Here is a 23,880-nt window from a genome sequence, read left to right as displayed (position 1 = left end):
ACAGGCGACGTCACGTGGTCGACGCACGCCCAATCTCCAACCGAGCGCTTATGGCACTGGCGGCTGCCTGCGCGCTCCGCCGGTCCAAATGTCCGTACGTCCCTACGGTCGTCTCGATCGACTCGTGTCCCAGATGTTGCTGTACGACAGCCAGCGGCACGTTGTCAGCGATCATCCACGAGGCACAGGTGTGCCGCAGGTCGTGAATCCGAGGTGTCTTGCCAAGCGCCGCACGCTTGACAGCCGGGGCCCACACCCGCCGCGTGAAGCCCTGTGCGCGCACATAGTCCCCGACCCGATTAGTGAAGAGCCACGAGCCGGAGTAGTCCAGCGTCGCGAGGGCATTGTCGGCGACGTTGATTGTGCGCACGGATTTAGCCGACTTCGGAGGTCCAAGTCTGACGCCCTCGTCGTCGGCCTTCCAGGCCCGGGATATCCGCACAGTGCCTTGCACCCGGTCAACGTCGTCAGGTCGCAATGCCGTTGCCTCGCTCCACCGAACCCCGGACGCAACGAGGAAAGTGACCAGAGGCCGCCAATACTCGGTCACAGCATTCCGAAGGACGGCGAACTCGGATTCGGTCAGGAACACCATCTCCCGCCGCTCCCATCGAGGCAGCCGCAGTCCACGACATGGATTCATAGCGATGTGCCCGCCCGCAACGGCAGCATTCATCGCCCCGGATAAGAACCGCTGCTTGTTAGCAATTGTCTTGCCGGACGCGCCTTCCTCCGACATCGCATTCACCCACAGCGCGATGTCGTCACGGGACAACGCCGCCAGCGGAATGACACCCAACACGGGCGCGATGTCGTTGGCTAGATACGACCGATAGCGGCGCAAGGTCCCAGGCTCGACGCCGGTCAGGTGGTCAATGTGATGGTCGATCCATTCTTCGACCGTCAGCGACAAGCCCTGACGTTCGGTGACAGCCATGACCTCGAGGGCCTTGGCCGGGCCCACCTGATTGACCAATTCCTGAAACCGGACTGCCCTGACGTGGTCGTCGAACGACAGCGACGACTGCTTGCCATTGGCTCGGAACAGCACCGACGTATAGGAGCTACCGTCCTTGCGGGTGCGCAGTCGAAGTGTCGCCATGCAGGCAGAATACGCCTGATGTTGACCGCTATGTTGACGGGAAAATCAGCGAAACTCTCTGACCTGCTATTTCTCGGTGGAGCTAAGGGGACTCGAACCCCTGACCCCCACACTGCCAGTGTGGTGCGCTACCAGCTGCGCCATAGCCCCAAGATGTCGTGCCCATCGAAGCTACACCACCGCCGGGAACCGTTCAAAGTCCCAGGCCACGACACCTACCCGATGACCTGATTGACCACCTCCCGCGCAGTCTGCTGCACCTCGGCCAGATGCTCGGGCCCACCGAACGACTCCGCGTAGATCTTGTAGACGTCCTCGGTGCCGGACGGTCGCGCGGCAAACCACGCATTGGCCGTCGTCACCTTGAGGCCGCCCAGCGGCGCGCCGTTGCCGGGAGCGTCGGTCAGCTTGGCGGTGATCGGCTCGCCCGCCAGCTCGGTGGCGCTGACCTCGTCGGCCGACAGCTTGGCCAGGCGCGCTTTCTGCTCCCGATCGGCGGGCGCGTCGACCCGGGCGTACGTCGGCGCACCATACTCGGAGGTCAACGCCTGGTACCGCTGCGACGGCGTCACGCCGGTGACGGCCAGGATCTCGGCGGCCAGCAAAGCCATGATGATGCCGTCCTTGTCGGTGGTCCACACCGAGCCGTCCCGGCGCAGAAACGATGCCCCGGCCGACTCCTCACCACCGAACCCGATGGTGCCGCCCATCAGGCCGTCGACGAACCATTTGAACCCGACCGGCACTTCGACGAGTCGACGGCCGAGCCCGGCGACCACCCGGTCGATGATCGACGAGCTGACCGCGGTCTTGCCGACGGCGATGCCCGCCGGCCACGACGGTCGGTGGGTGTAGAGATAGTCGATCGCCACGGCCAGGTAGTGGTTCGGATTCAGTAGCCCCTCGTCGGGGGTGATGATGCCGTGCCGGTCGGCGTCGGCGTCATTGCCGGTGGCGATCTGGTAGCGGCCCCGGTTGGCGGACATCGTTCGGAGAAGCCCCGCCATCGCGTCCGGGGAACTGCAGTCCATCCGGATCTTGCCGTCGTGGTCCAGCGTCATGAACCGCCACGTCGCATCGACAAGCGGGTTGACCACGGTCAAGTCCAGGCTATGACGCTGCGCGATCTCGGCCCAGTAGTCCACGCTGGCCCCGCCGAGCGGGTCGGCGCCGATGCGGACTCCGGCCTCGCGGATCGCGGCGACGTCGACCACGTTGGGCAGATCGTCGACATAGTTGCCCAGGTAGTCGTGGCGCCGGGCGCCGCGCAGCGCCCGCGCGACCGGCACCCGTTGCACCGCGGAGACGCCGTCACGCAGAATCTCGTTGGCGCGCTTGGCGATTGCATTGGTCACCGCGGTGTCGGCCGGACCGCCGTGCGGTGGGTTGTACTTGAAGCCGCCGTCGGGCGGCGGGTTGTGCGACGGCGTCACGACAATGCCGTCGGCCAATTCGGTGGTGCGAACCCGGTTGTAGGTCAGGATGGCGTGGCTGATCGCCGGTGTCGGCGTGTAGCGGTCGCGGCTGTCCACCACCGCCAGCACGTCGTTGGCGGCCAGCACCTCCAGCGCTGAGACCCAGGCCGGTTCGGAAAGTCCGTGCGTGTCACGGCCGATGAACAGCGGACCGGTGGTGCCCTGCTGCGCGCGGAACTCCACGATGGCCTGGGTGATCGCCAGAATGTGGGCCTCGTTGAAGGCGCCGTCAAGTGCCGAGCCGCGGTGCCCGGAGGTGCCGAACACCACCTGCTGCGCGACGTCGTGGGGATCGGGTTTGATCGAGTAGTACGCCGTCACCAGGTGCGGGAGATCGACGAGGTCTTCGGGCTGGGCCGGCTGTCCGGCTCGCGGGTGGGCCACCATGGCACCAATTCTGCCCATAGCGCCATTGCCCGCGGACTGCCAGGCTTTACGCTGCGAAGCGCACCCTTGGCACACCGGAAGGACTCGACCAGTGGCACGCCACGACTACCGGGAGTTGGCCGCGATTTTCGCCGGCGGAGCACTGGGCGCGTTGGCGCGTGCGGCGTTGGCCACCCTCGCCGCCCCCGACCCGGCCCGGTGGCCATGGCCGACGTTCACCGTCAACATCGTCGGCGCTTTCCTGGTGGGTTACTTCACCACCCGGCTGCTGGAGCGGCTGCCGTTGTCGAGTTATCGGCGCCCGCTGCTGGGCACCGGATTGTGCGGTGGCCTCACCACTTTCTCGACCATGCAGGTCGAGACGGTCAGGATGCTCGAGCACGGCCATTGGGTGCTGGCTTTCGCCTACACCGTCGTCAGCATTGTGCTCGGCTTGCTGGCGGTGCAGCTGGCCACGGTCGTGGTGCGCCGGGTGCGGGTGCGCGGATGATCTCGGTTGCCGTCTGGTTGGGCGTCATGGTCATCGGCGGGCTCGGGTCGGTGTCGCGTTTCCTGGTCGATCGCGCCGTCGCCCGCCGGACGGCGCGAGCATTTCCCTACGGCACGTTGGCGGTGAACCTCAGCGGTGCCGCGCTGCTGGGGTTCCTCGGTGGCCTGACGTTGCCCAAAGATGTTGCGCTGCTGGCGGGAACGGCGTTCGTCGGCGCCTACACCACGTTCTCCACCTGGATGCTGGAAACCCAGCGACTCAGCGAGGACCGCCAGCTGCGTGCGGCATTGGCCAATATCGCCGTCAGCGTCATACTCGGCTTGGCGGCGGCGCTGCTGGGCCAATGGATCGCGGAGCAGATATGAGTGAGCAAAGCCTGAAGTTGACGGCTTACTTCGGCGAGCGGCAACGCGCCGTCGACACCAAACGGTTTCTGGCCGACGCGATGCTGGATCTGTTCGGTGAGAACGGTGTCGCAACAAGCGTTTTGATGCGCGGTACCACGGGTTTCGGGCCCAAACACGAGCTGCGCTGCGACCGGACGCTGAGCTTGTCCGAGGATCCTCCGGTCACCATTGCCGCCGTCGACGTCGCGTCGAAGATCCGGGGTCTGGTCGGCGAGGTGACGGCGATGACCGACCGCGGATTGGTGACGCTGGAACGCGCCCGACTGGTCACCCGACACAGCGGCGCCGAGACGCTGGGCGAGATGGAAAGCCGAAACGGCGATGCCGCCAAGCTCACCGTCTACGTCGGCCGTCAGGTGCGGGTCGGTGGGACCGCCGCCGGCTACGCCGTCTGCGAACTACTGTATCGGCACGGATTCGCTGGTGCCACAGTGCTTCTCGGTGTCGACGGGACGGCATACGGTGAACGTTTCCGGGCGCGCTTCTTCGGCCGCAACGTCAATGTTCCGTTGATGATCATTGGTATCGGTTCGGTTCCGCAGGTGTCGGCCGCCGCCACCGACCTCGCCGGCCTACTGCCCAACCCACTGCTGACCATCGAACGGGTAAGGCTGTGCAAACGCGACGGCGAGCTGTTGGCCCGCCCCCAACAGCTGCCGCCTACCGACGACCAGGGACGAAACCTGTGGCAGAAGCTGATGGTGCACACCGCCGAGGCGACCCATCATGAGGGCCTGCCGATCCACCGCGCGCTGGTGTACCGGCTGATGCAGTCGCAGACGGCCCGGGGGGCGACCGCCCTGCGTGGTGTCTGGGGTTTCCATGGCGATCATAAACCGCACGGGGACAAGCTTTTCCAGCTCGCGCGTAAGGTGCCGGTCACCACCATCATCGTCGACACGCCGGAGTCCATCGCCCGCAGCTTCGATATCGTCGACGAGCTGACTACCCGCCACGGGCTGGTCACTAGCGAGATGGTCCCGGCAGCGGTGTCCTTGACGGGATCGTCGGGACCGTCGGGATCGCCCAGAGCGGCCGAAACGCCGCTGGCACAATACAACTACTGACGGTCGACCGTCACTGCTTCCGAAGGGCGGGCACGTCGTCAAGGGTCCGCGGCAGCACGTACAGCGCTACCCGCCGATTTGCCAGTTCGTGTTCGCCGAGGAAGACGCAGCCACCGTTCTGGCAGAAATGCCGTATCCCTTTGCTTCGATAGTCCGGGTCGAAAATGATTCGGCGACACCGTGGTTTGGCATTGAGCACGCTGGCCACGAAGTGCGGAAGCAACAGCTGGGCGACACCCAGGGTGATGATATTCGGATCTGCGGTGGCGGCGTGGATCCCCAGATCATAGGGATCGGCCTCGTACAGAGTCGAGATCAAATCCTTTGCAGCCCAGTATAGTTCGAGGTAGCCGTGATATTGGCCGTCCAGGCTACCGACGAACGGCCGCGAGTAGTTGCCGTCGAGCTGTGCCCGCAGATACTGCTGCCATCGCGACGCCGGCCACACGCGTTCCCACGCTCTGGCCAGATGCGGCCTGCTCATCCACTCGGCGATCATCTCCGCGTCGGTATCCGGATCGGCCAGCCGGAACGCATACGGCGAGGGCACCGCCGGCGTCGGCGGCGGCGGAACGTTACGGACCTCGTCGGTGAGATCGGTCAGTTGGCGCGGGAAAAGCGCGTCGGCTTCGGTCATGTCAACCCGTCAGCCTACCTACCGCAACCGTTGCGGACAGCCATTTGCCGGCCAGCGCCGAAACCCAGCCGGCTACCGCGCCGGCATCCTCCGGCGGCGCCTCGGCCAGCACCAGCTCGTCGACGCCCAGTTCGGCCAGGGCCTCGACATCGCCGACCCGGGGATTGCGCAGCGCCACGGCCAGTGACAGCTCGCCACGGTCGCGACCCGACTCGGCGCACAGCTGCTCGAGCCTGCCGACCCGTTCGCGCACCGCGTCCACGCCGTCGAGGTTGAACCCGTACCAGCCGTCCGCCCACCCCGCGACTCGTCGCATCGCCGCATCGCTATTGCCCCCGACCACGATCGGGATGCGGCGCTCACGAGTCGGCTTGGGATTGACCCGGACGCAGTCGAACGTGACGAAGTCTCCCCTGAACGACGCCACATCGTCGCGCCACAGCGTGCGCATCGCGGCGACGTATTCGGCGGTGCGCGCCGCGCGGCGCTCGAACGGCACTCCGAGCGCTTCGAACTCCTCCCTGGACCATCCGACACCGACGCCGAGGATCAGTCGTCCGCCGCTCAGCCGATCCAGGCTCGCTGCCTGCTTGGCGACCACGACCGGGTTGTGTTCGGGCAGCAGCAGCACACCGGTCGCGACGGCGATCCGCGACGAGGCGGCGGCGGCGAACGCCAGCGTGATCATCGGGTCCAGCCAATCCGCCTGGGCCGGAACCGCTATGACGCCGTCGTCGGAATAGGGATACCGGGACGCGGGCCGGTCCACCATCACGACGTGTTCACCGGCCCACAGGGTGGCGAAACCGGCGCTGTCCGCCGCGGATGCGACGGCGTCAATCACCGTCCGGTCGGCGCCGGAACCGATGCCGAGCGCATGCAAGCCCAGCCGCATCTGACGATCGTCTCATGCCGGTCAGCGACTCTTGAGCAGCTTCGCCAGGACAGCCGCGTGACTGCCGTCGATTTCGCGGGTGGCGGTGACCAGGGTGATGGGCCCGCTCGCGGCGAGCTTCCGCAGTTCGGCCAGTGCTGGGCTGCCGGTCAGTTCCGCTTCGTAACGCGCCTCGAATTCGTCGAACCGCTCCACCCGGTGGTGGTACCACTGCCGCAGTTCCTTCGACGGGGCGACGTCCTTGCGCCAGACACCCACTCGCGGGTCATCTTTGCGGATTCCCCGCGGCCAGATGCCATCGACCAGAATGCGTTGGCCGTCGTCGGGACCGGGCTCCTCGTAGATCCGAGTCACTCGAATCTGGCGCTTGGCGACCATGGCGTCAGTGATAGAGCAGATTGGTGTGCTGGCTGCAGTAGCTGTTGACGGCAGCGAGCACGGTCGATCTCGCCTCCTGCTGGGTGAAGTTGCCGGGGCCGCCGACGAGTCTGTTGACCGTCGACTGGTACGTCTGCGGGGTGGGGCTCTGGTCCAGCATCGCGCAGGTGGTGTGGGCCTCGGCGATCATCGTCGGTAGCGAGACCCGGCCCTGGTAGTTGACCCCGTTCTCGGAGAGCCACTTGGTGTAGTAGGAATCCTCGGTACTGAGCGGATCGGCTTGGGCCACCGGGCAGGCCAGCAGAGCCAGGCCCACCAGCGGTACCGCGAGCATTTGTGCAGGCCTCATGATCAGCCTCCCGATGAGCGTCATCAGCACCGATGTCAGCAGGACCAACGCTACGCCGCAACTTCCCGGTTGAGACCCGCTGCGGCGTCTCGACGTCGAGCACGTTCGGGGTGAACGCCACCCAGGGTGCTGTGTTACTATCGAACACATGTTCGAATCAATGACGATTGACCCCCGCGCCGACCAAGCGACCTTGATCGAGCGCATCGCCGAGCTGGAGAGAGTCAAATCAGCGGCCGCTGCGGGCCAGGCTCGAGCGGCCGCCGCCCTGGACACGGCACGCCGGGCCGCCGAAGCTACCGCCGGCGTGCCCGCCGATCGGCGCGGACGTGGCGTAGCCAACGAGGTCGCGCTGGCGCGACGAGACTCGCCGGCCCGCGGCGCGCGGCACCTCGGCTTTGCGAAGGCTCTGGTGTACGAGATGCCGCACACGCTCGCCGCGCTGGAGTCCGGCGCCCTGTCGGAATGGCGGGCCACCCTGATCGTGCGGGAAAGCGCCTGTCTGGACGTGGCGGATCGGCGCACGCTGGACGCCGAGTTGTGTGGCGACCCGGCGAACCTCGACGGGTTGGGCGATGCGCGGGTGGCCGCGGCCGCCAAGGCGATCGCCTACCGGCTGGACCCGCATGCCGTCGTCGACCGGGCGGCCAAGGCCCCCGAGGAACGCACGGTCACCATCCGACCCGCGCCCGACACCATGTCGTATGTGACCGCGCTACTCCCGGTAGCCCAGGGCGTGTCGGTATATGCGGCGCTGCACCGTGAAGCTGCTGCTTGCGGCGACGGGCGCGCACGCGGACAGGTCATGGCAGACACCCTGGTCGAGCGGGTCACCGGCCGGGCCGCGACGGTCCCGACACCGATCGCGGTCAACCTGGTCTTGTCCGACGAGACGTTGCTCGGCGCTGACAGCGCACCGGCGGATGTCTGCGGCTATGGCCCCATCCCCGCGGCTGTGGCCCGCGCGATGGTCGCCGACACCGTCGCTGATCCACGCTCGAGGGCAACGCTGCGCAGGCTGTACGCCCATCCGGAAAGCGGAGCGCTGGTCGCTATGGAGTCACGCGCGCGGCTGTTTCCTCGCGGGCTGGCCGCCTTCATCGAGTTTCGGGATCAGCGGTGCCGAACGCCCTACTGCGACGCGCCGATCCGACACCGCGACCATGCCCGGCCGTGGGCCGAAGGCGGTGCGACCACCGCGAACAACGGGCTCGGCTCCTGCGAGCGCTGCAACTACGCCAAGCAAGCCCCTGGCTGGCAGGTGACAACGAACGACGAAAACCACACGCACACAGCCGAATTCGTTACCCCGACGGGCAGGCGATACCGGTCCGGGGCGCCACCGCGGATACCGCCGATCACGCTCAGCGACGTCGAGGTCCGCATCGGCATCGCGCTCGCTCGGCACGCCGCCTAGTAGTGGTAGGTGTCCGTCGGGGCGGGCATGTGAACCCGCTCGTCCTCGAACTCCGAGACTTCGATGCCGTAGGCGCGGGCCAGGTCGAGGATCTTGGTGGCCCGCGCAATGCGCGGCAGGTCGGAGCCGTTGCGGATCTCTCCGCCGTCGCGCTGGAACTCGGCAAAAAACTCTTTGGCCCAGCCGATTTCGTCTTGCGACGGGGACAATCCTTCGTTTACCACGGCGCATTGTTCGGGCGACAGGCAGATCTTGCCGGTCATGCCGAATTCGACGGAGACGGCCGTAGCCTCGATGAGCTTGAGCGGATTGGTGCCGATGGTCGGCCCGTCGATGGCACTGGGCAGGTTGGCGGCCTTGGCGGCGATGGTGAACCGCGACCGGGCGTAGGCAAGGGTGGTCGGTTCTTCGCCGAAACCGGTGTCGCGGCGGAAATCGCCGATGCCGAAAGCCAGCCGGAAGGTGCCTTTTGCCGCGGCGATCTCGGTGATGCGCTCCAGGCCCCGGGCCGTTTCCACCAGCGCCACGATCGGCACGTTCGGCAGTCGCAGCGCGGTCTCGGTGACATGGTCCACCGATTCCACCATCGCCAGCATCACGCCGCCGATCGACGTGCCGGCCAGCGCGGCTATGTCGTCGGCCCACCACGGGGTGCCGAAGCCGTTGATGCGAACCCAGTCGCCGTTTCCGGCGCCCAGCCAGCGCACCACGTTGTCGCGGGCGGTCGGCTTGTCTTTGGGCGCCACGGCATCCTCGATGTCGAGGACGACGATGTCGGCACGAGAGTGCGCCGCGGACTGGAATCGCTCGGCGTGCGCGCCGTTGACCAACAGCCAGCTTCGGGCGAGAACGGGATCGATGCGTGAACCGATGTCATCTGGATCCGTAGCGGCGCCGTCGACCTGGTCGTACATTGCGTGTTCAGTCGTCATCATCATTTCCGTGGGTATGTAGCGCGGTTCCCTAAACCGTAACCTCATCGCGAAATGAGCCGGCCGGCTGACCCGCCTCAGCGGCGCGAACCACGACGTTCGTGGCCCGCCGTCAGCCGGAACAGGGCGCGGTCCAGGGTCGACAAGATTTCGGTGATGGCGATTTCGCCGGCGGTAAATCGCGCCACCAGACCGTAGGCCAGGTTGGACACGATGGGAGGCAGGTCTGCGACGAGGTCGGGGTCGGCCTCGCCGAGCACAGCCATCGCGGCCGGCACGACGGCGTCCACACCCCGGCTCACCAGCCGTTGACCACCTGGGGCGGACCGCGCACGGTAATAGGCCCGCAGCATGTCCGGGTGACGCTCCCAGGGTTCGAAAATCGTCCGGAACACGCGCATCAGGCCGTCGTAGATGGATTCGTCCGGGCCGGGCTGCTGCGTGGTCAAACTGGCGTAGCGGTTCTCGTCCATCCAGCGCTCGAGCGCCGCCAGGATCAGCGCGTCTCGGGTTGGATAACGCTTGTAGATGGTGGCCAGTGAGGTCCGCGCGCGCCGCGCCACCTCCCGCAGCTGGACGGCGTCGTAGCCTCCGGTCTCCAGGATGTCGACGACCACTTCCAGGATGGGATCGAGGCTGCGGTCGTGCGGGTGCTCCGGGTCGCCGGTCACCAACACCACCCTTGCCCTCGCTCAGTAACATCGTTACGGTACCGGGTGTAACGACGTTACTCAACGAGGAGAAGCGATGGCCGGCCGGGTCGCCGACAAGGTCGCCGTTGTCAGCGGCCAGGGCCGCAGTACGCGGTGCGGCTCGCGCAGGAAGGCGCCGACATCATCGCGGTCGACATCTGCCAACCGATCGAGAACTCGGCGGCACCACCCGCGACACCCGAAGACCTCGCGGAGACGGCCGACCTCGTCAAGGCTCTGGACCGGCGGATCGTCACCGCCGAAGTCGACGTCCGCGACTACGACTCGCCTCAAGGCCGCCGTCGACGGCGCGGTCGAGCAACTTGGGCGGCTGGACATCGTCGTCGCCAACGCCGGCATCGGCACCGTGGGAGCCCGGCTGGACCACATGGATGAAGAACTGTGGCAGCAAATGATCGACATCAACCTCAGCGGCGTCTGGAAGTCAGTGAAAGCCGCAGTGTCCCATTTGAATTCGGGCGCATCAATCGTCTTGACCAGTTCGGTCGCCGGGCTCAAGGCATATCCGCATACCGGGCACTACGTGGCGGCCAAACACGGGATCGTAGGGCTGATCCGGTCCTTCGCCGTCGAGCTGGGTCCGCGCAACATCCGCGTCAACTCGATACACCCGACACCCGTGAATACGCCAATGCTGATCAACGACAACACTTTTCGCTTGTTCCGCCCCGACTTGGAAAATCCCGGCCTCGACGACTTCGCCCCGATCTGCCGGACCTTCCACATCCTGCCGATCCCGTGGGTGGCGGCCGAGGACATCAGCAACGCGGTCGTGTTCCTGGCGTCTGACGAATCGCGCTACATCACCGGCGTCGCGCTGCCCGTCGACGCCGGCAGCTGCCTCAAGTAAAGGACCGGCACATGAGAACCAAGCTCTACTACGACCCCTACGACGTCAACATCGCCGCCGACCCCTACCCCAGCTACGCCCGGTTACGTGACGAGGCGCCGATCTATTACAACGAGCGCTACAACTTCTGGGCACTGTCACGCCACGCCGACGTCGAGAAGGCGCTGTCGGATTGGGAGACGTTCTCCAACAGCCGAAGCGACATCCTCGAACTGATCCAGTCCAGGTTCGACATGCCCCCCGGCGTGATGATGTTCGAGGACCCGCCGGTCCACACCACGCTGCGCGGCGTGATGTCGCGGGTCTTCACCCCGCGCCGGATGGCCGCGATCGAAGACCAGATCCGGCGCTACTGCGTCGGCTGCCTCGATCCGCTGGTCGGCTCCGACGGCTTCGACATCATCGCCGAACTCGCCTCGATGATGCCGATGCGCGTCATCGGCATGCTGCTGGGCATCCCCGAAGGCGACCAGATCAGCGTGCGGGACGCCAACGACGCCAACCTGCGCACCAAACCCGGTACCCCGATGAAGGTGGCCAATCCGGACAAGATCGCGGACGGAAGCATCTACGCCGACTACGTCGACTGGCGCGCCAAGAACCCCTCCGACGACCTGATGACCGCGCTGCTCAACGTCGAGTTTGAAGAGCCCGAAAACGGCGTCACCAGAAAGCTCACCCGCAACGAGGTGCTGCATTACACCCAGGTGGTCGCCGGCGCCGGCAACGAAACCACCGGACGACTGATCGGCTGGCTGGCCAAGGTGCTCGCCGAGCATCCCGACCAGCGCCGCGAAGTCGCCCGGGACCGTTCGCTGTTGACCCGTGCGGTCGACGAGACGTTGCGCTACGAACCCACCGGACCCCATGTCGCGCGCTACACCCTCCGCGAGTTCGAGTGCTACGACACCACGGTGCCCGCCCACAGCGCCATCCTGCTGCTCTTCGGCGCCGCCAACCGTGACCCGCTGCGTTACCGGGATCCCGACACGTTCGACATCCACCGCGACAACATCTCCCACCTCACGTTCGGCAAAGGCGTGCACTACTGCCTCGGCGCGAACCTGGCACGGCTGGAAGGCAGGGTCGCCCTCGACGAATTGCTCAACCGGTGGCCCGAATGGGACATCGACCACGACAGCCTCGAGCTCGCGCCAACCTCCACCGTTCGCGGCTGGGAGCGGCTGCGCATCCTGCTTCCCTGAGCCCACGCGAACCAGGTCTGCGGCAACCGCATGAAACCCGGGCCCGCGATGGTGTTGGATGGCGGAGTGGCAGGCATCAGTCGCAGCCGGACCATAACGGCCGAGCCGCAGGCGATTTGGGACATCCTGGCCGACTTCGGCGCCCTGAGTTCGTGGGCCGGCGGGGTCGACCATTCGTGTGTGTTGAACCACGGCCCGGCCGGCGGGCCGGTGGGCACCACCCGCCGGGTGCAGGTGGGCGGCAACGCGCTGGTGGAACGCATCACCGAGTTCGAGCCGCCCACCAGGCTGGCATACGACATCGAGGGCCTGCCGCCGCGGTTACGTAAGGTCGCCAATTGCTGGACGCTGCGGCCCAGCGGCCCGGCGGGCGCGGCCACAGTGGTGAGCCTGACCAGCACGGTCGAGGTCGGCGACGGCAAGCCGGCGCGGATGGCGGAGTGGGTGGCGCTGCGCGTCCTGGCCAAGCAGTCCGAGGCGATGCTGGCCGGGCTGGCACACCGATTGGAGAACACGCATGTCTGATCGCCCCGACATCGTCATCGTGATGACCGACGAGGAGCGTGCGGTACCGCCCTACGAGTCGGCCGACATCCTGGCCTGGCGACAGCACACCCTGACCGGGCGCCGCTGGTTCGACGAGCACGGAGTGAATTTCACCCGGCACTACACCGGCTCGCTGGCCTGCGTGCCCAGCCGCCCCACGATGTTCACCGGTCACTACCCCGACCTGCACGGGGTCACCCAGACCGACGGCATCGGCAAACGATTCGACGACTCGCGGCTGCGCTGGCTGCGCGCCGGCGAGGTGCCGACCCTGGGCAACTGGTTTCGCGCGGCCGGCTATGACACCCACTACGACGGCAAGTGGCACATCTCGCACGCCGACCTGCACGACCCGGCGACGGGTGGATCCCTGGCCACCAATGACGACGACGGCGTCGTCGACCCGGCCGCGGTGCAGCGCTACCTCGACGCCGACCCGCTGGGCCCCTACGGTTTCTCCGGTTGGGTGGGTCCCGAACCGCACGGGGCCGGCATGTCCGACTGCGGTCTGCGCCGCGACCCGCTGATCGCCGATCGGGTGGTCGCCTGGCTCAACGATCGCTACGCGCGCCGGCGCGCCGGTGACGCCGCGGCGCTGCGCCCGTTCCTGCTGGTGGCTAGCTTCGTCAACCCGCACGACATCGTGCTGTTCCCGGCGTGGGTGCGACGCAATCCGCTCAAGCCGTCCCCGCTGGACCCGCCGCCGGTGCCCGGGCCACCCACCGCCGACGAAGATCTACGGGCAAAACCGGCTGCCCAGATCGCGTTCCGGGAAGCCTATTACTCCGGTTACGGTCCGGCGCGGGTGGTCAAACGCAACTATGGCCGCAACGCGCAGCGCTACCGCGACCTCTACTATCGGCTGCACGCCGAGGTCGACGGACCCATCGACCGGGTGCGCCGAGCGGTCACCGAGGGCGGCTCGGACAATGCGGTTCTGGTGCGCACCGCCGATCACGGCGACCTGCTGGGCGCTCACGGCGGACTGCACCAGAAGTGGTTCAACCTGTACGACGAGGCCACCCGGGTGCCGTTCGTCATAGCCCGCATCGGCGCCAACGCGACCACGGCGCGCACCGTTTCGGCGCCGACATCGCACGTCGACCTGGTGCCCACGCTGCTCGGCGCGGCGGGGGTCGACGTCGACGTCGCGGCCGCACAACTCGCCGAGTCGTTCACCGAAGTGCACCCCCTTCCCGGCCGCAACCTGATGCCGGTGGTCGACGGCGGACCCGCCGACCAGGCCCGGGCCGTGTACGTGATGACGCGTGACAACGTGCTCGAAGGCGACACCGGCGCGTCGGCGTTTGCCCGGCAACTGGGCCGAACCGTGAATCCGCCCGCGCCGCTGCGGATCAAGGTGCCCGCGCACGTGGCCGCCAACTTCGAGGGGCTCGTCGTTCGCGTCGACGACTCCGACGCCGTCGGCGGCGCCGGGCACCTGTGGAAGCTGGTGCGCACCTTCGACGACCCGGCCACCTGGACCGAACCGGGCGTGCGTCACCTGGCCGGCAACGGCATCGGCGGCGAGGCGTACCGCACCGATCCGGTCGACGACCAGTGGGAGCTCTACGACCTGACCAAAGACCCGATCGAGGCCGACAACCGGTGGACCGACCCTGACCTGCGCGAGCTGCGCCAACATCTGCGGATGCAGCTCAAGCAGCTACGGGCGGTGTCGGTGCCGGAGCGCAATCAGCCGTGGCCGTATGCCACCCGTCAGCCGCCGGCCGACCCGTCCGGCGGCGTGCTGCGTCGAGCGCTGGGGCGATTCAGGTAGCCCTCCGCGCGGCGAGATTGCGGTGATGGTCGTGGTCAGGCCGTCGACCGCAGCCATAGCGGCAATCTCGGCGGACGTCGACGCGCTTATAGCTCCCCGAGCAGGGCTCGCGCCATCTCGATCGGCTCGATCTCCAGACCGGCGAGGTCGGCGTTGAAGTCGGGTCCCAACAGGTCACCGCCCTCATGAATGCCCCGCAGCGGTCCGTCGATGAACTCGTCGAGGGTCAACGAAGCCGGTTCCATACCCGCCCACTCCCCCGTTGCGTGCCGGCGCGCATAGGCCGCTGCGGAGTAGACCAGATGTACGCAGACGGGCTCGTCGTCTTCGGTCACGTAGTCATTCGAGTGCACCCACGCCCCGCGCAGATCGGGGCCGAGCAGCACCCAGACTTCTCGGGTCGCGCGCACCCGGTCGATGAAGCGCTGATAGTTCGCCTGAAGGTCGGCGGTCAGGTGGAGAGCCACGCCCGACTCTAACCGCCGCAGCGCCCATAGGAACGAGCCGCCGCTTGCCGGCGAACCTGTTACCGGTGGCCACGCGTCGATAAAGTTTTGCTATGCAGACGCTGCTATTCACCTTCGGGCTGGTGTTGTTCTTGGTTGGTCTGCTCACCGGATTCGCCGGGCCGGCGCTGACGAATCCCCGGATGGCGCTGTCCAGCCATCTCGAAGGCGTCCTCAACGGCATGTTCCTGGTGCTCGTAGGCCTGCTGTGGCCGCACCTCGACCTGCCCCACCCCTGGCAGGTCGTCACGGTCGTGCTCCTGGTCTACGCCGGCTACGCCAACTGGTTGGCGACGCTGCTGGCGGCAGCATGGGGGGCGGGCCGCAAACTGGCGCCGATCGCGGCGGGCAGCCACCAGGCCTCGGCGGCAAAGGAAGGCCTCGTCACCTTCCTGTTCTTGTCGCTGGCGGTGGCCATCGTGGCCGGCGTCGTCATCATCATCGTCGGGCTCTGACAGCGGTCGGGACCGCCGATCACGCCAGCTGCCCGAGTTCACTCGCGAGCTTGTCCAGGTATCGAAGCGTCTGGTCGTACGGCTCGGTGGGCAGGTCCAGCAAGACGCGCTCGACCCCCAGCGGCTGGTATCCTCGCAGATCTTGTGGCGTAGCGTCGCCCCAGTGGCAGACGGTAACCGGTACGTCGCCGCCGGCCAGGGCGCGCAGTCGCTCGAGCGGGCGGGACAGTTGCTCCGGCGACGGGCTGATCGCGATCCAGCCGGCGTTCAGGTCGGCGATCCGGGTGAAATTCGCCGGCCCACCGCCGATATAGAGCGGCGGGTAGGGCTTGGTCACCGGCTTCGGCCAGCAGTAGATCGGGTCGAAATCGACGTATTTCCCGTGGAATTCGGCTTGCTCCTGCGTCCAAATCTCGATCATGGCGCGCAGCCGCTCGTCGGTCACGCGTCCGCGAACCGCGGGATCGACTCGGTGGTTGGCCACTTCTTCGCGCAGCCAACCCACGCCGACGCCGAACCGAAACCGGCCCTGCGACACCATGTCCAGCGAGGCAACCTCTTTGGCCGTCAGAATCGGATCGCGCTCCGGAACCAGCGCGATGCCGGTACCCAAAACCAACGTCTCGGTGGCAACCGCCGCCGCCGTCAACGCCACGAACGGATCCAATGTCCGGTAGTACTTGTGCGGAATGGGCCCACCGGCCGGATAGGGGCTGCGCGTGTCGACCGGGATATGGGTGTGTTCGGCGAGAAACAGCGACTCGAAGCCGCGCTGTTCCAGGGCCGCACCCAGCTGTGCCGGGCCGATGCCCTCGTCGGTAACAAACGTCAAGACACCGAACCGCATGCTTCGCTCCTCTCGTCATATGCGCGATGACCTTCGGCCGGTGGGGCGAAGCGACGCGGCTCGCGCCGCGCAGCATCCACGGCGCCCGCCTGGCAATTATCGCCAGGAGTTGCCGGGTGCCCGACGCTCCATGCACGTCGACATACCGCGTGTTCGGCACCGGACGAGCGTAGTACCGATGTTCGGGCCCTTACCTACCCCACGCCGCTGGGTAACCGGTCGGCGACCGGTCTCGGTGTCGACGTTAGCTTGTTCGCTTTGCGAATTCCCTTGTCCATCAGCGCTTCAGGGGCGACCTTGCGCAGCAGCGACAGTCCGCGCGCCAGGTTGCCGGCCGGGTAGCGCACTTTCGGCCTTCGGCTGGTCGCGGCCTTGAGCACGACCCGAGCCACCACCGCGGGATCATCCCCGTGGTGCACTCCCTCGGCAATGACGCGTCGGGCGTTCTCGCGAGCGGTCAGGTAACCGTCGATCAGCGAATCGGCATCGACCGCATTGGCGCCGAACGAGGTCTTGGTGAAACCGGGTTCGACGACCGACACCCGCACACCGAATTCCCGGGTTTCATGGTCCAGGGACTCCGAGTAGCCCTCAACGGCATGCTTCGACGCCGAGTAGAGCGCGGCGTAGGGCGCCGGCAACAAACCCAACACCGAGCCGATGTTGATGATGCGGCCGCTGCCCTGCGCGCGCAGATGTGGCAGCACCTCACGAGTCAGCCGCACCAGGCCGAAGAAGTTGGTGTCGAAAAGCTGCCGCGCCTGGGCGACCGAGCTCTCCTCCGCGGCGCCGATGATCCCTATGCCGGCATTATTGACCAGGATGTCGATGCGACCGGCCCGCCGGATCACCGAGGCGACGGCCGCGCTGACCGACGCGGCGTCGGTGACATCCAACTGCACCAATTCCACCCCGGGTATCGGTTGCGTGCTACTCGGGTCGCGGCTGGTGCCGAAGACCTCAAAGCCCTTCGCCGCGAAGGCGTTCGCCACGGCGAGGCCGATTCCCGCGGAAACGCCGGTAACCAATACCACTGGCGATCGTCCGTTCATCTCCGCTCCTAGTAAACCGACTGGTGTACCTTGCTTCGCGCAACGCTACGCCGCTTGATGCGAGATGTAAACCGGTCGGTATACTTCTATCCATGGCTGGGCAGCACGCGGCGCGCAAGGGCGGCCGCGGCGCACGTCAGCGCATCCTGGACACGGCTGCCGAGTTGTTCTACCGGGAGGGCATCAACGCCACCGGCGTCGAACGACTGGCGAGCGAATCGTCGGTGTCCAAACGGACTCTGTACCAACACTTTCCGAGCAAGACAGCGGTAGTCGAAGAGTACCTGCGCAGCATTGGAGACGTCGCCGCCAATCCGCTGCGGGTCAGCGGCAAAGCCGCAGAGCAGCCGCCGCGCAGCCGACTACTGGCGTTGTTCGACAGTCCCCGTCCCGGGACAGCACCGCTGCGGGGCTGTCCCTTTCACAATGCCGCCGTGGAGGCAGCGGGAGCGATGCCAGGAGTTGAGAGCATAGTCCGCGCAACGAAACAGAATTTCATCGATGGGCTCACCGAACTGGCCCGGGAGGCGGGCGCCGGCGACCCACACTCACTGGGCAGTCAACTCGCCGTTCTCTACGAAGGTGCGGCCGCGCTGGCTACCTCGCTCAACGACGCATCGACATGGGAGCAGGCCCGCGCGGCAGCGGAGACGCTGATCGACCGAGCGCTCGCGTCATAACGGGCGGGCCCGAAGCCACAGCTCCGTAGTCTGGATCAGGTGAGCGTTGCACCGGATATGACAATCGCGCTGCAGGACCGGTTCTTCCGCGCGTTACCGGAACTGGCAGTCCGCTGGCAAGCCGCTACCCCGCCGGACGCGCGGCTGCTCGTGCTCAACGACCCGCTGAGCAGTGACCTTGACCTCGACGCCGGGTGGCTGCGCAGCCCCGACGGGGTGCGCTTTCTGGTCGGCACCCGGCTGCCCGACGGCGCGGTCCCGGTGGCCCAGGCCTACGCCGGCCATCAGTTCGGCGGCTACGTCCCGCGGTTGGGCGACGGGCGGGCGCTGCTCTTGGGTGAGCTCGCCACGGCCGACGGTCGGCTGCGCGACATCCATCTGAAGGGTTCCGGACCCACGCCGTTCGCGCGCAGTGGCGACGGCTGGGCGGTCGTCGGCCCGATGCTGCGCGAATATGTCGTCAGCGAGTCGATGCACGCCCTGGGCATCCCGACGACGCGCTCCCTTGCCGTCGTAGGTACCGGTCGCCCGGTGCAGCGCGAGACCGTGCTACCCGGCGCCCTGCTGGTCAGGGTCGCCAGCAGCCACCTGCGCGTCGGCAGCTTCCAGTACGCGGCCTTCACCGGCGACCTGGAACTGCTGCGACGCCTGGCCGACCATGCGATCGCCCGCCATCACCCCGGCGCCGCCGAGGCCGAACGCCCCTACCTGGCCCTATTCGAAGCGGTGGTCACGGCGCAGGCGTCGCTGATCGCCCAGTGGATGCTCGTCGGGTTCGTTCACGGGGTGATGAACACCGACAACATGACCATCTCCGGCGAAACCATCGACTACGGGCCGTGCGCGTTCATGGAGGCCTACGACCCCGAAACGGTGTTCAGTTCGATCGACCACTGGGGCCGCTATGCCTACGGCAATCAGCCGGTCATCGCCGGCTGGAACCTCGCCCGCTTCGCCGAGGCGCTGCTTCCGCTGCTCGCCGAGGACACCCAGGAGGCCATCGCGCTCGCCGAGCGGGCGTTCGGGGTGTTCCGCGACCGCTATGACGCGGTGTGGTCGTCGGGTATGCAAGCCAAGCTGGGTTTGAGCACGCCCGCCCCGCTGGTCGACGAGTTACTACCGATGCTGCAGGAGAGCCGCGTCGACTACACCTCGTTCTTCCGTCACCTCGCCAAAGCGGCCCGCGGCGACGCCGAGCCGGTGCGCGGAATGTTCGTCGACGGCGCCAGGTTCGACGGCTGGCTGTCGCGGTGGCAGGCCGGGGGACCGGACGCCGAGCTGATGGACCGGGTCAACCCGATCTACATCCCCCGCAATCACCTCGTCGAGGAGGCTCTGGCAGCGGCGACCGACGGCGATCTCGGTCCGGTCGAACGGCTTCTTGACGCCGTCACGCACCCGTATGCCGAACGGCCGGGCCTGCAGCGTTACGCCAGTGCCGCGCCGCGGGATTTCGGCGTCTATCGCACCTTCTGCGGCACCTGAGCTCGTACCCGTAACCTGCTGAACCACACCACCAGCAGAAGGACCTAGGGGCGTGGGTAAGTAACGGTTGCGGTCCGCAGTGCGCTGGGTGCGGGCTGGGCGCACTGGACGCAGACTCGTGCGTCAAACTCCGGAGAAACGACGGGCGGGTCAGCTGATTGTCAGGGCGGTCAGTCCGGTGGCGCCGACGTGACCGTGAAGTTTGCGCAGGTTGTGCCAGGTTGCCAGTAGTAGCCATTCGCCGCGGACCTGATCCGACTCGCGAAGCAGCAGCTTTTTGGCGTTTTGCAGGGTGTGCACTTGGCCGAAAAAGGGTTCGACGATCGCTTTGCGGGCGTGCACAAATGGTGCGGCCCTTGGTGGTCGTCAGCTTGCGAGCCATGCGCTGTTTTTCGGTGGCATTGTTAGGGATACGTCCACGTGGAGCCACCGGTGGGGGCCGCCTCGGCGGTGGCGTCCGGTGGCGATATCGAACTCGGTGCCGTGGGTAGCGGTGTAGTCGGTGGCGGCGTCGAGGTTGCCCGTCGAGCAGTAGCCGGCATCGGCCAGCAACTCGCCAGGGCTTGTCCGGTGTTGGCGGTGGTTTGCTCGGTCATCGCGATCAGGTTGCCCACATCCGAAGCATTGGCGTTGACATCGGTGGCCACAATGACCGGGTGCTCGTAACCCGCCAGTCACCAAAACGGTACGTCATCGATGCATTTGGTCTCGATCACCCGCGAGGAGCGCACCACTGGTCGTTGATAGGTGCTGATTATTGTTTGATCTGTTTTTTGTGTTTGGTATTGATAGTCGGCTGCGAGACAATCACTCCGGCCCGAGTGCAGTTCCGAATGGAAACTATCAACGGTGTGGAACCTGTGTAAATCGAACGAGCTGTTAATTGTAGCGTACTGGCCGATTACCCAGCCGGGCGGTACATCTTTTTCACGTTACCGGAGACAACGCTAGACATTTTGCCTTTTCGCCTTTTAGTTACCGTCAGCACAATGGTGGAGCATGTTCGTTGAGTTTTCATGTTCGCCGCCGGAGGTTAATTCGCGCGGATGTATTACGACGCGGGATCGGGCTCATGGCATGCGGCGGCGCCCCCACTGGCCACCCCGCCCAGCGTGATCCCACGAACTGGGATCGGATAACAGGCCAGCGGTATCCGGTGCCCCACCACGATATTGGTAGACCTCAGGAGGATGAGCTGTGTCATATGTGACCATCGCGCCGCAGGCATTGCAATGCGCCGCCACGGATTTGGCGGGCATCGGATCGGTATTTGGCGAAGCAAGCGCCGCCGCGGCCCTCCCCACCACCGGGCTGCTGCCCGCCGGTGCCGACGAGATATCGGCAGCCATGTCCGCCCTGCTGACACGCCAGGGCCACACCTGGCAGGCACTCAGCCGCGACTACCAATGGCTGCACCAACAATTCGTCGACCTGCTCAACGGCAGCACGGAAAAGTACTGGATCACCGAGACCGAAAGCGCCGCGCACAACGCGATCCAAACAGCCAACGCCGACAGCGAATGGCTCATCGGACGCCCGATGATCGGCAACGGCGCTAACGGGATCAACGGCACCGGACAAAACGGCGGCAACGGTGGATGGCTGTGGGGCAACGGCGGCAACGGCGGATCAGGCGCCGCCGGCCACAACGGCGGCAACGGCGGAGCCGCCGGACTGTTCGGCCACGGCGGCACCGGCGGAGCCGGCGGAACCGGCGCCAACGGCGGTAACGGCGGCCAAGGCGGACTACTGATCGGCAACGGCGGCACCGGCGGAGCCGGCGGAACCGCCACCATCACCGGCGGCAACGGCGGCACCGGCGGCAACGGCGGAGCCGCCGGACTGTTCGGCAACGGCGGCACCGGCGGAACCGGCGGAGCCGCGGCCATTGGCGGCACCAAACCCAACCAGGCGCTAGGCGGCCAAGGCGGCCAAGGTGGCCATGGCGGCCTATTGATTGGCGACGGCGGCAATGGCGGAACCGGCGGAGCCGGGCCCATAGCCGGCGGTAGCGGCGGCATCGGCGGCAACGGCGGAGCCGCCGGACTCATCGGCAACGGCGGCAACGGCGGCAACGGCGCAACCGGCCCAGTCGGCGGTACCGGCGGCAACGGAGGCCTGGGCGGCCTGTTGATTGGCGATGGCGGCAACGGCGGTGCCGGTGGTGTGGGCGGAACGGGTGGTCCTGGCGGCGCAGGCGGCAACGGCGGAGCAGCCGGACTCATCGGCAACGGCGGCGACGGCGGAGCAGGCGGTGGCGGCGTTGCCGATGCTGTCGGCGGTACCGGCGGCAACGGCGGCCAAGGCGGACTATTGGTTGGCAACGGCGGCAATGGCGCAGCAGGCGGAATCGCGGGCAGTAACAGCGGCGGCGACGGCGGTGGCGGTGGTAACGGCGGAGCAGCCGGACTCTTCGGCCACGGCGGCAACGGCGGAGCAGGTGGAGCCGCGTCCCAAGCTGCCGGTAACGGTGGTGCCGGCGGTAAGGGTGGAGTGTTGGTTGGCAACGGCGGCAACGGCGGCACCGGCGGGGCAAGCGCCGGTAGCGCAGGTCTCGCTGGTCAAGGCGGTAACGGTGGCCAAGCCGGAACGTTCGGCAACGGCGGCAATGGTGGGGCTGGTGGCTCTGCCAGTAATGGCGCGATTGCCGGTGGTGGTGGTGATGGCGGCGCCGCAGGATGGGTCGGCGATGGTGGTGCCGGCGGGGAGGGCGGCCAAGGTGGTGGCTGGGGGGGCACCGGCGGTATCGGCGGGCTGCTATACGGCAACTCGGGATCAGAGGGGTTGACTTTTCCGTCTTCAGATTATCTCTGAGGTAGACGTTTGACCTGCGAAGTTGTGTGTGCGACGCGCGGCAGCGATGTGGTTGAAGGGCGCTAGGAGCCCTCGTCGTTGCGAGTTGTGGGTTGCGAGGTGCGGCTGCGGCGAATGCGGGTCGATGCGACGCATGCGCTCCATCAGCTGCGCTCCATCAGCGACACCCTGGCCCGGCACCGCGAATTCCCGTCGATGGGGACGTCGGCTCGAGCGCTGATAACGTGCGCTGGCCAAATCGTTTAACTCACCTTCTGTAACTCAGCCCCTCCGATCCGGAGTTGCCGTACAGTCGCCCGCCGGCACCACCGGTCCCGCCGGTCCCGCCGTCCCCGGGCCCACTTTGCCCGCCGGCCCCGCCGGCACCACCATCACCGAACCATCTTGCGGCGCCACCAGTCCCACCGTTACCACCTATCCCGCCATTACTAGAACCGCCACCAGCTCCACCATTGCCCCCGTTGCCGAATGTTCCGGCTTCTCCACCGTTACCGCCCGCACCACCATCCCCGCCGGGCATGCTGGCTCCGCCTGCTCCGCCGTTGCCGCCGTTGCCATATAAGAGTCCAGCGTTACCGCCGTTGCCACCGTTACCGGCCACCAAGGCCGTGCCGCCGCCGGCCCCACCGTTGCCGCCGTCGCCGAAGAGTTTGGCCGCTCCCCCATTACCGCCGGTGCCGCCTCTACTTCCGCTGCCGTACGCGGTTCCGCCTGCCCCGCCGTCGCCGCCGTTGCCGAAGAGTGCGGCCTCGCCGCCGTTGCCACCGTTACCGCCTTGACCGCTGCTGCCGGCGTTGCCGCCTGCTCCGCCGCTGCCGCCGTGGCCAAACAACCCTCGACTGTTGCCACCGTTACCGCCCGCGCCACCCCAGCCGGATGAGCCGCCGCTGCCGTCTAGGGAATTTCCGCCTGCTCCGCCGTTGCCGCCGTTGCCAATAAGTCCGGCGGCTCCGCCGTTGCCGCCGTACCCACCACCGCCTGATCTGCCCACACCGCCGGCTCCCCCGTTGCCGCCGTTGCCAATTAACACTCCGCCTACTCCGCCGTTGCCCCCGGTGCCGCCTGGCATGCCGCTACCGGGTAAGGAGTTTCCGCCTTGGCCGCCGTTGCCACCGTTGCCGATGAGTCCGGCAGCTCCGCCGTTGCCGCCATTGCCGCCGCCACCGCCAACTCCGCCTACTCCACCATTGCCGCCGTTGCCGATGAGTCCGGCGGCCCCGCCGCCACCTCCGTTGCCGCCGTTGCCCTCGGCTACGGTCGCGGTTCCACCGGTTCCGCCGTTGCCGCCGTCGCCGACCAGGAGTCCGCCGTGGCCACCGTTGCCACCATTGGCGCCGGCTCCGCCGGTTCCGCCGGTGCCGCCGTTGCCGAACAGTCCGGCGGCTCCGCCGTTGCCGCCGGTGCCGCCGTT

Annotated in this window: 24 protein-coding genes, 1 tRNA gene and 2 pseudogenes; 13 read left to right on the top strand and 14 right to left on the bottom strand. The window is 67.1% G+C overall.

The window, feature by feature from the left end; all coding sequences use genetic code 11:
• Nucleotides 1-10: 10 nt before the first annotated feature.
• From B4U45_RS22225 to pgm, 3 genes are all read right to left on the bottom strand, one after another.
• Nucleotides 11-1,102 (bottom strand): tyrosine-type recombinase/integrase, encoded by a 1,092-nt coding sequence (locus B4U45_RS22225; protein ID WP_033719368.1) that lies wholly within the window; start codon nt 1,100-1,102, stop codon nt 11-13.
• A 77-nt stretch (nt 1,103-1,179) separates the two neighbouring features.
• Nucleotides 1,180-1,252, bottom strand: a tRNA-Ala gene (locus B4U45_RS22220).
• 65 nt (nt 1,253-1,317) lie between these two features.
• Nucleotides 1,318-2,964 (bottom strand): phosphoglucomutase (alpha-D-glucose-1,6-bisphosphate-dependent), encoded by a 1,647-nt coding sequence (pgm, locus tag B4U45_RS22215; protein ID WP_075549135.1) that lies wholly within the window; start codon nt 2,962-2,964, stop codon nt 1,318-1,320.
• A 91-nt stretch (nt 2,965-3,055) separates the two neighbouring features.
• Here pgm and crcB (B4U45_RS22210) point away from each other — a divergent pair, with 91 nt between their 5' ends.
• From crcB (B4U45_RS22210) to B4U45_RS22200, 3 genes are read left to right on the top strand one after another with little or no spacing between them, the layout of a single operon-like run.
• Nucleotides 3,056-3,454, top strand: coding sequence for a fluoride efflux transporter CrcB (crcB, locus tag B4U45_RS22210; protein ID WP_075549134.1), 399 nt, complete (start codon nt 3,056-3,058; stop codon nt 3,452-3,454).
• Nucleotides 3,451-3,819, top strand: coding sequence for a fluoride efflux transporter CrcB (crcB, locus tag B4U45_RS22205; RefSeq protein WP_075549133.1), 369 nt, complete (start codon nt 3,451-3,453; stop codon nt 3,817-3,819). The genes crcB (B4U45_RS22210) and crcB (B4U45_RS22205) overlap by 4 nt, the downstream gene beginning before the upstream one ends.
• Entirely contained in the window at nt 3,816-4,928 is a 1,113-nt protein-coding gene (locus B4U45_RS22200; RefSeq protein WP_075549132.1) for a DUF190 domain-containing protein, read from the top strand. Before crcB (B4U45_RS22205) ends, B4U45_RS22200 begins: the two co-directional genes overlap by 4 nt.
• Before the next feature lie 10 nt (nt 4,929-4,938).
• On the opposite strand, the gene B4U45_RS22195 is transcribed toward B4U45_RS22200, so the two are convergent.
• From B4U45_RS22195 to B4U45_RS22180, 4 genes are read right to left on the bottom strand one after another with little or no spacing between them, the layout of a single operon-like run.
• The gene (locus B4U45_RS22195; protein WP_075549131.1) at nt 4,939-5,565 is read right to left on the bottom strand and encodes a GNAT family N-acetyltransferase; all 627 of its coding nucleotides are present in this window, start codon (nt 5,563-5,565) and stop codon (nt 4,939-4,941) included.
• Between the two features lies 1 nt (nt 5,566).
• Complete coding sequence (locus B4U45_RS22190) at nt 5,567-6,460, bottom strand: LLM class F420-dependent oxidoreductase (protein ID WP_075549130.1); 894 nt, start codon at nt 6,458-6,460, stop codon at nt 5,567-5,569.
• Between the two features lie 21 nt (nt 6,461-6,481).
• Nucleotides 6,482-6,838 (bottom strand): DUF488 domain-containing protein, encoded by a 357-nt coding sequence (locus B4U45_RS22185; RefSeq protein WP_075549129.1) that lies wholly within the window; start codon nt 6,836-6,838, stop codon nt 6,482-6,484.
• 4 nt (nt 6,839-6,842) lie between these two features.
• The gene (locus B4U45_RS22180) at nt 6,843-7,187 is read right to left on the bottom strand and encodes a DUF732 domain-containing protein (protein ID WP_158084033.1); all 345 of its coding nucleotides are present in this window, start codon (nt 7,185-7,187) and stop codon (nt 6,843-6,845) included.
• Nucleotides 7,188-7,335: 148 nt separating this feature from the next.
• On the opposite strand from B4U45_RS22180, the gene B4U45_RS22175 reads away from it, so the two are divergent.
• On the top strand, nt 7,336-8,604 hold the full coding sequence (locus B4U45_RS22175; protein WP_075549127.1) for an HNH endonuclease: 1,269 nt from the start codon (nt 7,336-7,338) through the stop codon (nt 8,602-8,604).
• Here the strand turns inward: B4U45_RS22175 and B4U45_RS22170 are convergent.
• Together B4U45_RS22170 and B4U45_RS22165 are read right to left on the bottom strand one after the other, a co-directional pair.
• Nucleotides 8,601-9,518 carry an HpcH/HpaI aldolase/citrate lyase family protein gene (locus B4U45_RS22170; RefSeq protein WP_075544133.1) on the bottom strand — a complete coding sequence of 306 codons (918 nt, stop codon included), beginning with the start codon at nt 9,516-9,518 and terminating at the stop codon, nt 8,601-8,603. The genes B4U45_RS22175 and B4U45_RS22170 overlap by 4 nt on opposite strands.
• 95 nt (nt 9,519-9,613) lie before the next feature.
• Nucleotides 9,614-10,207: a TetR/AcrR family transcriptional regulator gene (locus B4U45_RS22165; RefSeq protein ID WP_089025300.1), complete on the bottom strand. Its 594-nt coding sequence runs from the start codon at nt 10,205-10,207 to the stop codon at nt 9,614-9,616.
• Between the two features lie 76 nt (nt 10,208-10,283).
• Between B4U45_RS22165 and B4U45_RS22160 the strand changes: the two are divergent.
• The 4 genes and pseudogenes from B4U45_RS22160 to B4U45_RS22145 all read left to right on the top strand — a co-directional run bounded on the left by B4U45_RS22160 (nt 10,284) and on the right by B4U45_RS22145 (nt 14,630).
• Nucleotides 10,284-11,099: pseudogene (locus B4U45_RS22160) on the top strand (mycofactocin-coupled SDR family oxidoreductase).
• 11 nt (nt 11,100-11,110) lie between these two features.
• On the top strand, nt 11,111-12,304 hold the full coding sequence (locus tag B4U45_RS22155; RefSeq protein WP_075549126.1) for a cytochrome P450: 1,194 nt from the start codon (nt 11,111-11,113) through the stop codon (nt 12,302-12,304).
• 48 nt (nt 12,305-12,352) lie between these two features.
• Nucleotides 12,353-12,829 carry an SRPBCC family protein gene (locus B4U45_RS22150; RefSeq protein WP_075549125.1) on the top strand — a complete coding sequence of 159 codons (477 nt, stop codon included), beginning with the start codon at nt 12,353-12,355 and terminating at the stop codon, nt 12,827-12,829.
• Entirely contained in the window at nt 12,822-14,630 is a 1,809-nt protein-coding gene (locus B4U45_RS22145; protein WP_075549124.1) for a sulfatase-like hydrolase/transferase, read from the top strand. The genes B4U45_RS22150 and B4U45_RS22145 overlap by 8 nt, the downstream gene beginning before the upstream one ends.
• Nucleotides 14,631-14,716: 86 nt before the next feature.
• On the opposite strand, the gene B4U45_RS22140 is transcribed toward B4U45_RS22145, so the two are convergent.
• The gene (locus B4U45_RS22140) at nt 14,717-15,097 is read right to left on the bottom strand and encodes a DUF2750 domain-containing protein (RefSeq protein ID WP_075549123.1); all 381 of its coding nucleotides are present in this window, start codon (nt 15,095-15,097) and stop codon (nt 14,717-14,719) included.
• A 92-nt stretch (nt 15,098-15,189) separates the two neighbouring features.
• On the opposite strand from B4U45_RS22140, the gene B4U45_RS22135 reads away from it, so the two are divergent.
• Nucleotides 15,190-15,591, top strand: a complete 402-nt coding sequence (locus B4U45_RS22135) for a styrene oxide isomerase (protein WP_075549122.1) — start codon at nt 15,190-15,192, stop codon at nt 15,589-15,591.
• A gap of 19 nt (nt 15,592-15,610) precedes the next feature.
• Here B4U45_RS22135 and B4U45_RS22130 read toward each other — a convergent pair whose 3' ends face one another.
• Both B4U45_RS22130 and B4U45_RS22125 read right to left on the bottom strand, forming a co-directional pair.
• On the bottom strand, nt 15,611-16,438 hold the full coding sequence (locus B4U45_RS22130; protein WP_075549121.1) for an LLM class F420-dependent oxidoreductase: 828 nt from the start codon (nt 16,436-16,438) through the stop codon (nt 15,611-15,613).
• Nucleotides 16,439-16,632: 194 nt separating this feature from the next.
• Nucleotides 16,633-17,490: an oxidoreductase gene (locus B4U45_RS22125; RefSeq protein ID WP_075549120.1), complete on the bottom strand. Its 858-nt coding sequence runs from the start codon at nt 17,488-17,490 to the stop codon at nt 16,633-16,635.
• Between the two features lie 92 nt (nt 17,491-17,582).
• On the opposite strand from B4U45_RS22125, the gene B4U45_RS22120 reads away from it, so the two are divergent.
• Together B4U45_RS22120 and B4U45_RS22115 are read left to right on the top strand one after the other, a co-directional pair.
• Nucleotides 17,583-18,170 carry a TetR/AcrR family transcriptional regulator gene (locus tag B4U45_RS22120; protein WP_075549119.1) on the top strand — a complete coding sequence of 196 codons (588 nt, stop codon included), beginning with the start codon at nt 17,583-17,585 and terminating at the stop codon, nt 18,168-18,170.
• Between the two features lie 57 nt (nt 18,171-18,227).
• Complete coding sequence (locus tag B4U45_RS22115) at nt 18,228-19,655, top strand: protein adenylyltransferase SelO (RefSeq protein WP_176358196.1); 1,428 nt, start codon at nt 18,228-18,230, stop codon at nt 19,653-19,655.
• A 150-nt stretch (nt 19,656-19,805) separates the two neighbouring features.
• Here B4U45_RS22115 and B4U45_RS22110 read toward each other — a convergent pair whose 3' ends face one another.
• Nucleotides 19,806-19,997: a transposase gene (locus B4U45_RS22110; RefSeq protein ID WP_075549117.1), complete on the bottom strand. Its 192-nt coding sequence runs from the start codon at nt 19,995-19,997 to the stop codon at nt 19,806-19,808.
• Between the two features lie 78 nt (nt 19,998-20,075).
• Between B4U45_RS22110 and B4U45_RS22105 the strand changes: the two genes are divergently transcribed.
• Together B4U45_RS22105 and B4U45_RS22100 are read left to right on the top strand one after the other, a co-directional pair.
• Entirely contained in the window at nt 20,076-20,321 is a 246-nt protein-coding gene (locus B4U45_RS22105; RefSeq protein ID WP_075549116.1) for a hypothetical protein, read from the top strand.
• 531 nt (nt 20,322-20,852) lie between these two features.
• Nucleotides 20,853-22,469: a PE family protein gene (locus B4U45_RS22100; protein WP_122535178.1), complete on the top strand. Its 1,617-nt coding sequence runs from the start codon at nt 20,853-20,855 to the stop codon at nt 22,467-22,469.
• A gap of 247 nt (nt 22,470-22,716) precedes the next feature.
• On the opposite strand, the pseudogene B4U45_RS22095 reads toward B4U45_RS22100, so the two are convergent.
• Nucleotides 22,717-23,880 (bottom strand): annotated as a pseudogene (locus B4U45_RS22095) (PE family protein); the annotation flags it as partial.

The organism is Mycobacterium persicum (assembly GCF_002086915.1).
Lineage (GTDB): Bacteria > Actinomycetota > Actinomycetes > Mycobacteriales > Mycobacteriaceae > Mycobacterium > Mycobacterium persicum.
Note: the sequence above shows the minus strand (reverse complement) of the source record. Positions and strands in the feature narration are given on the sequence as shown.

Excerpts from the sequence above, each read along its gene's own strand:
- B4U45_RS22225 (WP_033719368.1), bottom strand. The coding sequence starts at position 1,102 with ATGGCGACACTTCGACTGCGCACCCGCAAGGACGGTAGCTCCTATACG.
- pgm (WP_075549135.1), bottom strand. The coding sequence starts at position 2,964 with ATGGTGGCCCACCCGCGAGCCGGACAGCCGGCCCAGCCCGAAGACCTC.
- crcB (WP_075549133.1), top strand. The coding sequence starts at position 3,451 with ATGATCTCGGTTGCCGTCTGGTTGGGCGTCATGGTCATCGGCGGGCTC.
- B4U45_RS22200 (WP_075549132.1), top strand. The coding sequence starts at position 3,816 with ATGAGTGAGCAAAGCCTGAAGTTGACGGCTTACTTCGGCGAGCGGCAA.
- B4U45_RS22195 (WP_075549131.1), bottom strand. The coding sequence starts at position 5,565 with ATGACCGAAGCCGACGCGCTTTTCCCGCGCCAACTGACCGATCTCACC.
- B4U45_RS22190 (WP_075549130.1), bottom strand. The coding sequence starts at position 6,460 with ATGCGGCTGGGCTTGCATGCGCTCGGCATCGGTTCCGGCGCCGACCGG.
- B4U45_RS22185 (WP_075549129.1), bottom strand. The coding sequence starts at position 6,838 with ATGGTCGCCAAGCGCCAGATTCGAGTGACTCGGATCTACGAGGAGCCC.
- B4U45_RS22180 (WP_158084033.1), bottom strand. The coding sequence starts at position 7,187 with ATGAGGCCTGCACAAATGCTCGCGGTACCGCTGGTGGGCCTGGCTCTG.
- B4U45_RS22175 (WP_075549127.1), top strand. The coding sequence starts at position 7,336 with ATGTTCGAATCAATGACGATTGACCCCCGCGCCGACCAAGCGACCTTG.
- B4U45_RS22170 (WP_075544133.1), bottom strand. The coding sequence starts at position 9,518 with ATGTACGACCAGGTCGACGGCGCCGCTACGGATCCAGATGACATCGGT.
- B4U45_RS22155 (WP_075549126.1), top strand. The coding sequence starts at position 11,111 with ATGAGAACCAAGCTCTACTACGACCCCTACGACGTCAACATCGCCGCC.
- B4U45_RS22150 (WP_075549125.1), top strand. The coding sequence starts at position 12,353 with ATGGTGTTGGATGGCGGAGTGGCAGGCATCAGTCGCAGCCGGACCATA.
- B4U45_RS22145 (WP_075549124.1), top strand. The coding sequence starts at position 12,822 with ATGTCTGATCGCCCCGACATCGTCATCGTGATGACCGACGAGGAGCGT.
- B4U45_RS22135 (WP_075549122.1), top strand. The coding sequence starts at position 15,190 with ATGCAGACGCTGCTATTCACCTTCGGGCTGGTGTTGTTCTTGGTTGGT.
- B4U45_RS22130 (WP_075549121.1), bottom strand. The coding sequence starts at position 16,438 with ATGCGGTTCGGTGTCTTGACGTTTGTTACCGACGAGGGCATCGGCCCG.
- B4U45_RS22125 (WP_075549120.1), bottom strand. The coding sequence starts at position 17,490 with ATGAACGGACGATCGCCAGTGGTATTGGTTACCGGCGTTTCCGCGGGA.
- B4U45_RS22120 (WP_075549119.1), top strand. The coding sequence starts at position 17,583 with ATGGCTGGGCAGCACGCGGCGCGCAAGGGCGGCCGCGGCGCACGTCAG.
- B4U45_RS22115 (WP_176358196.1), top strand. The coding sequence starts at position 18,228 with ATGACAATCGCGCTGCAGGACCGGTTCTTCCGCGCGTTACCGGAACTG.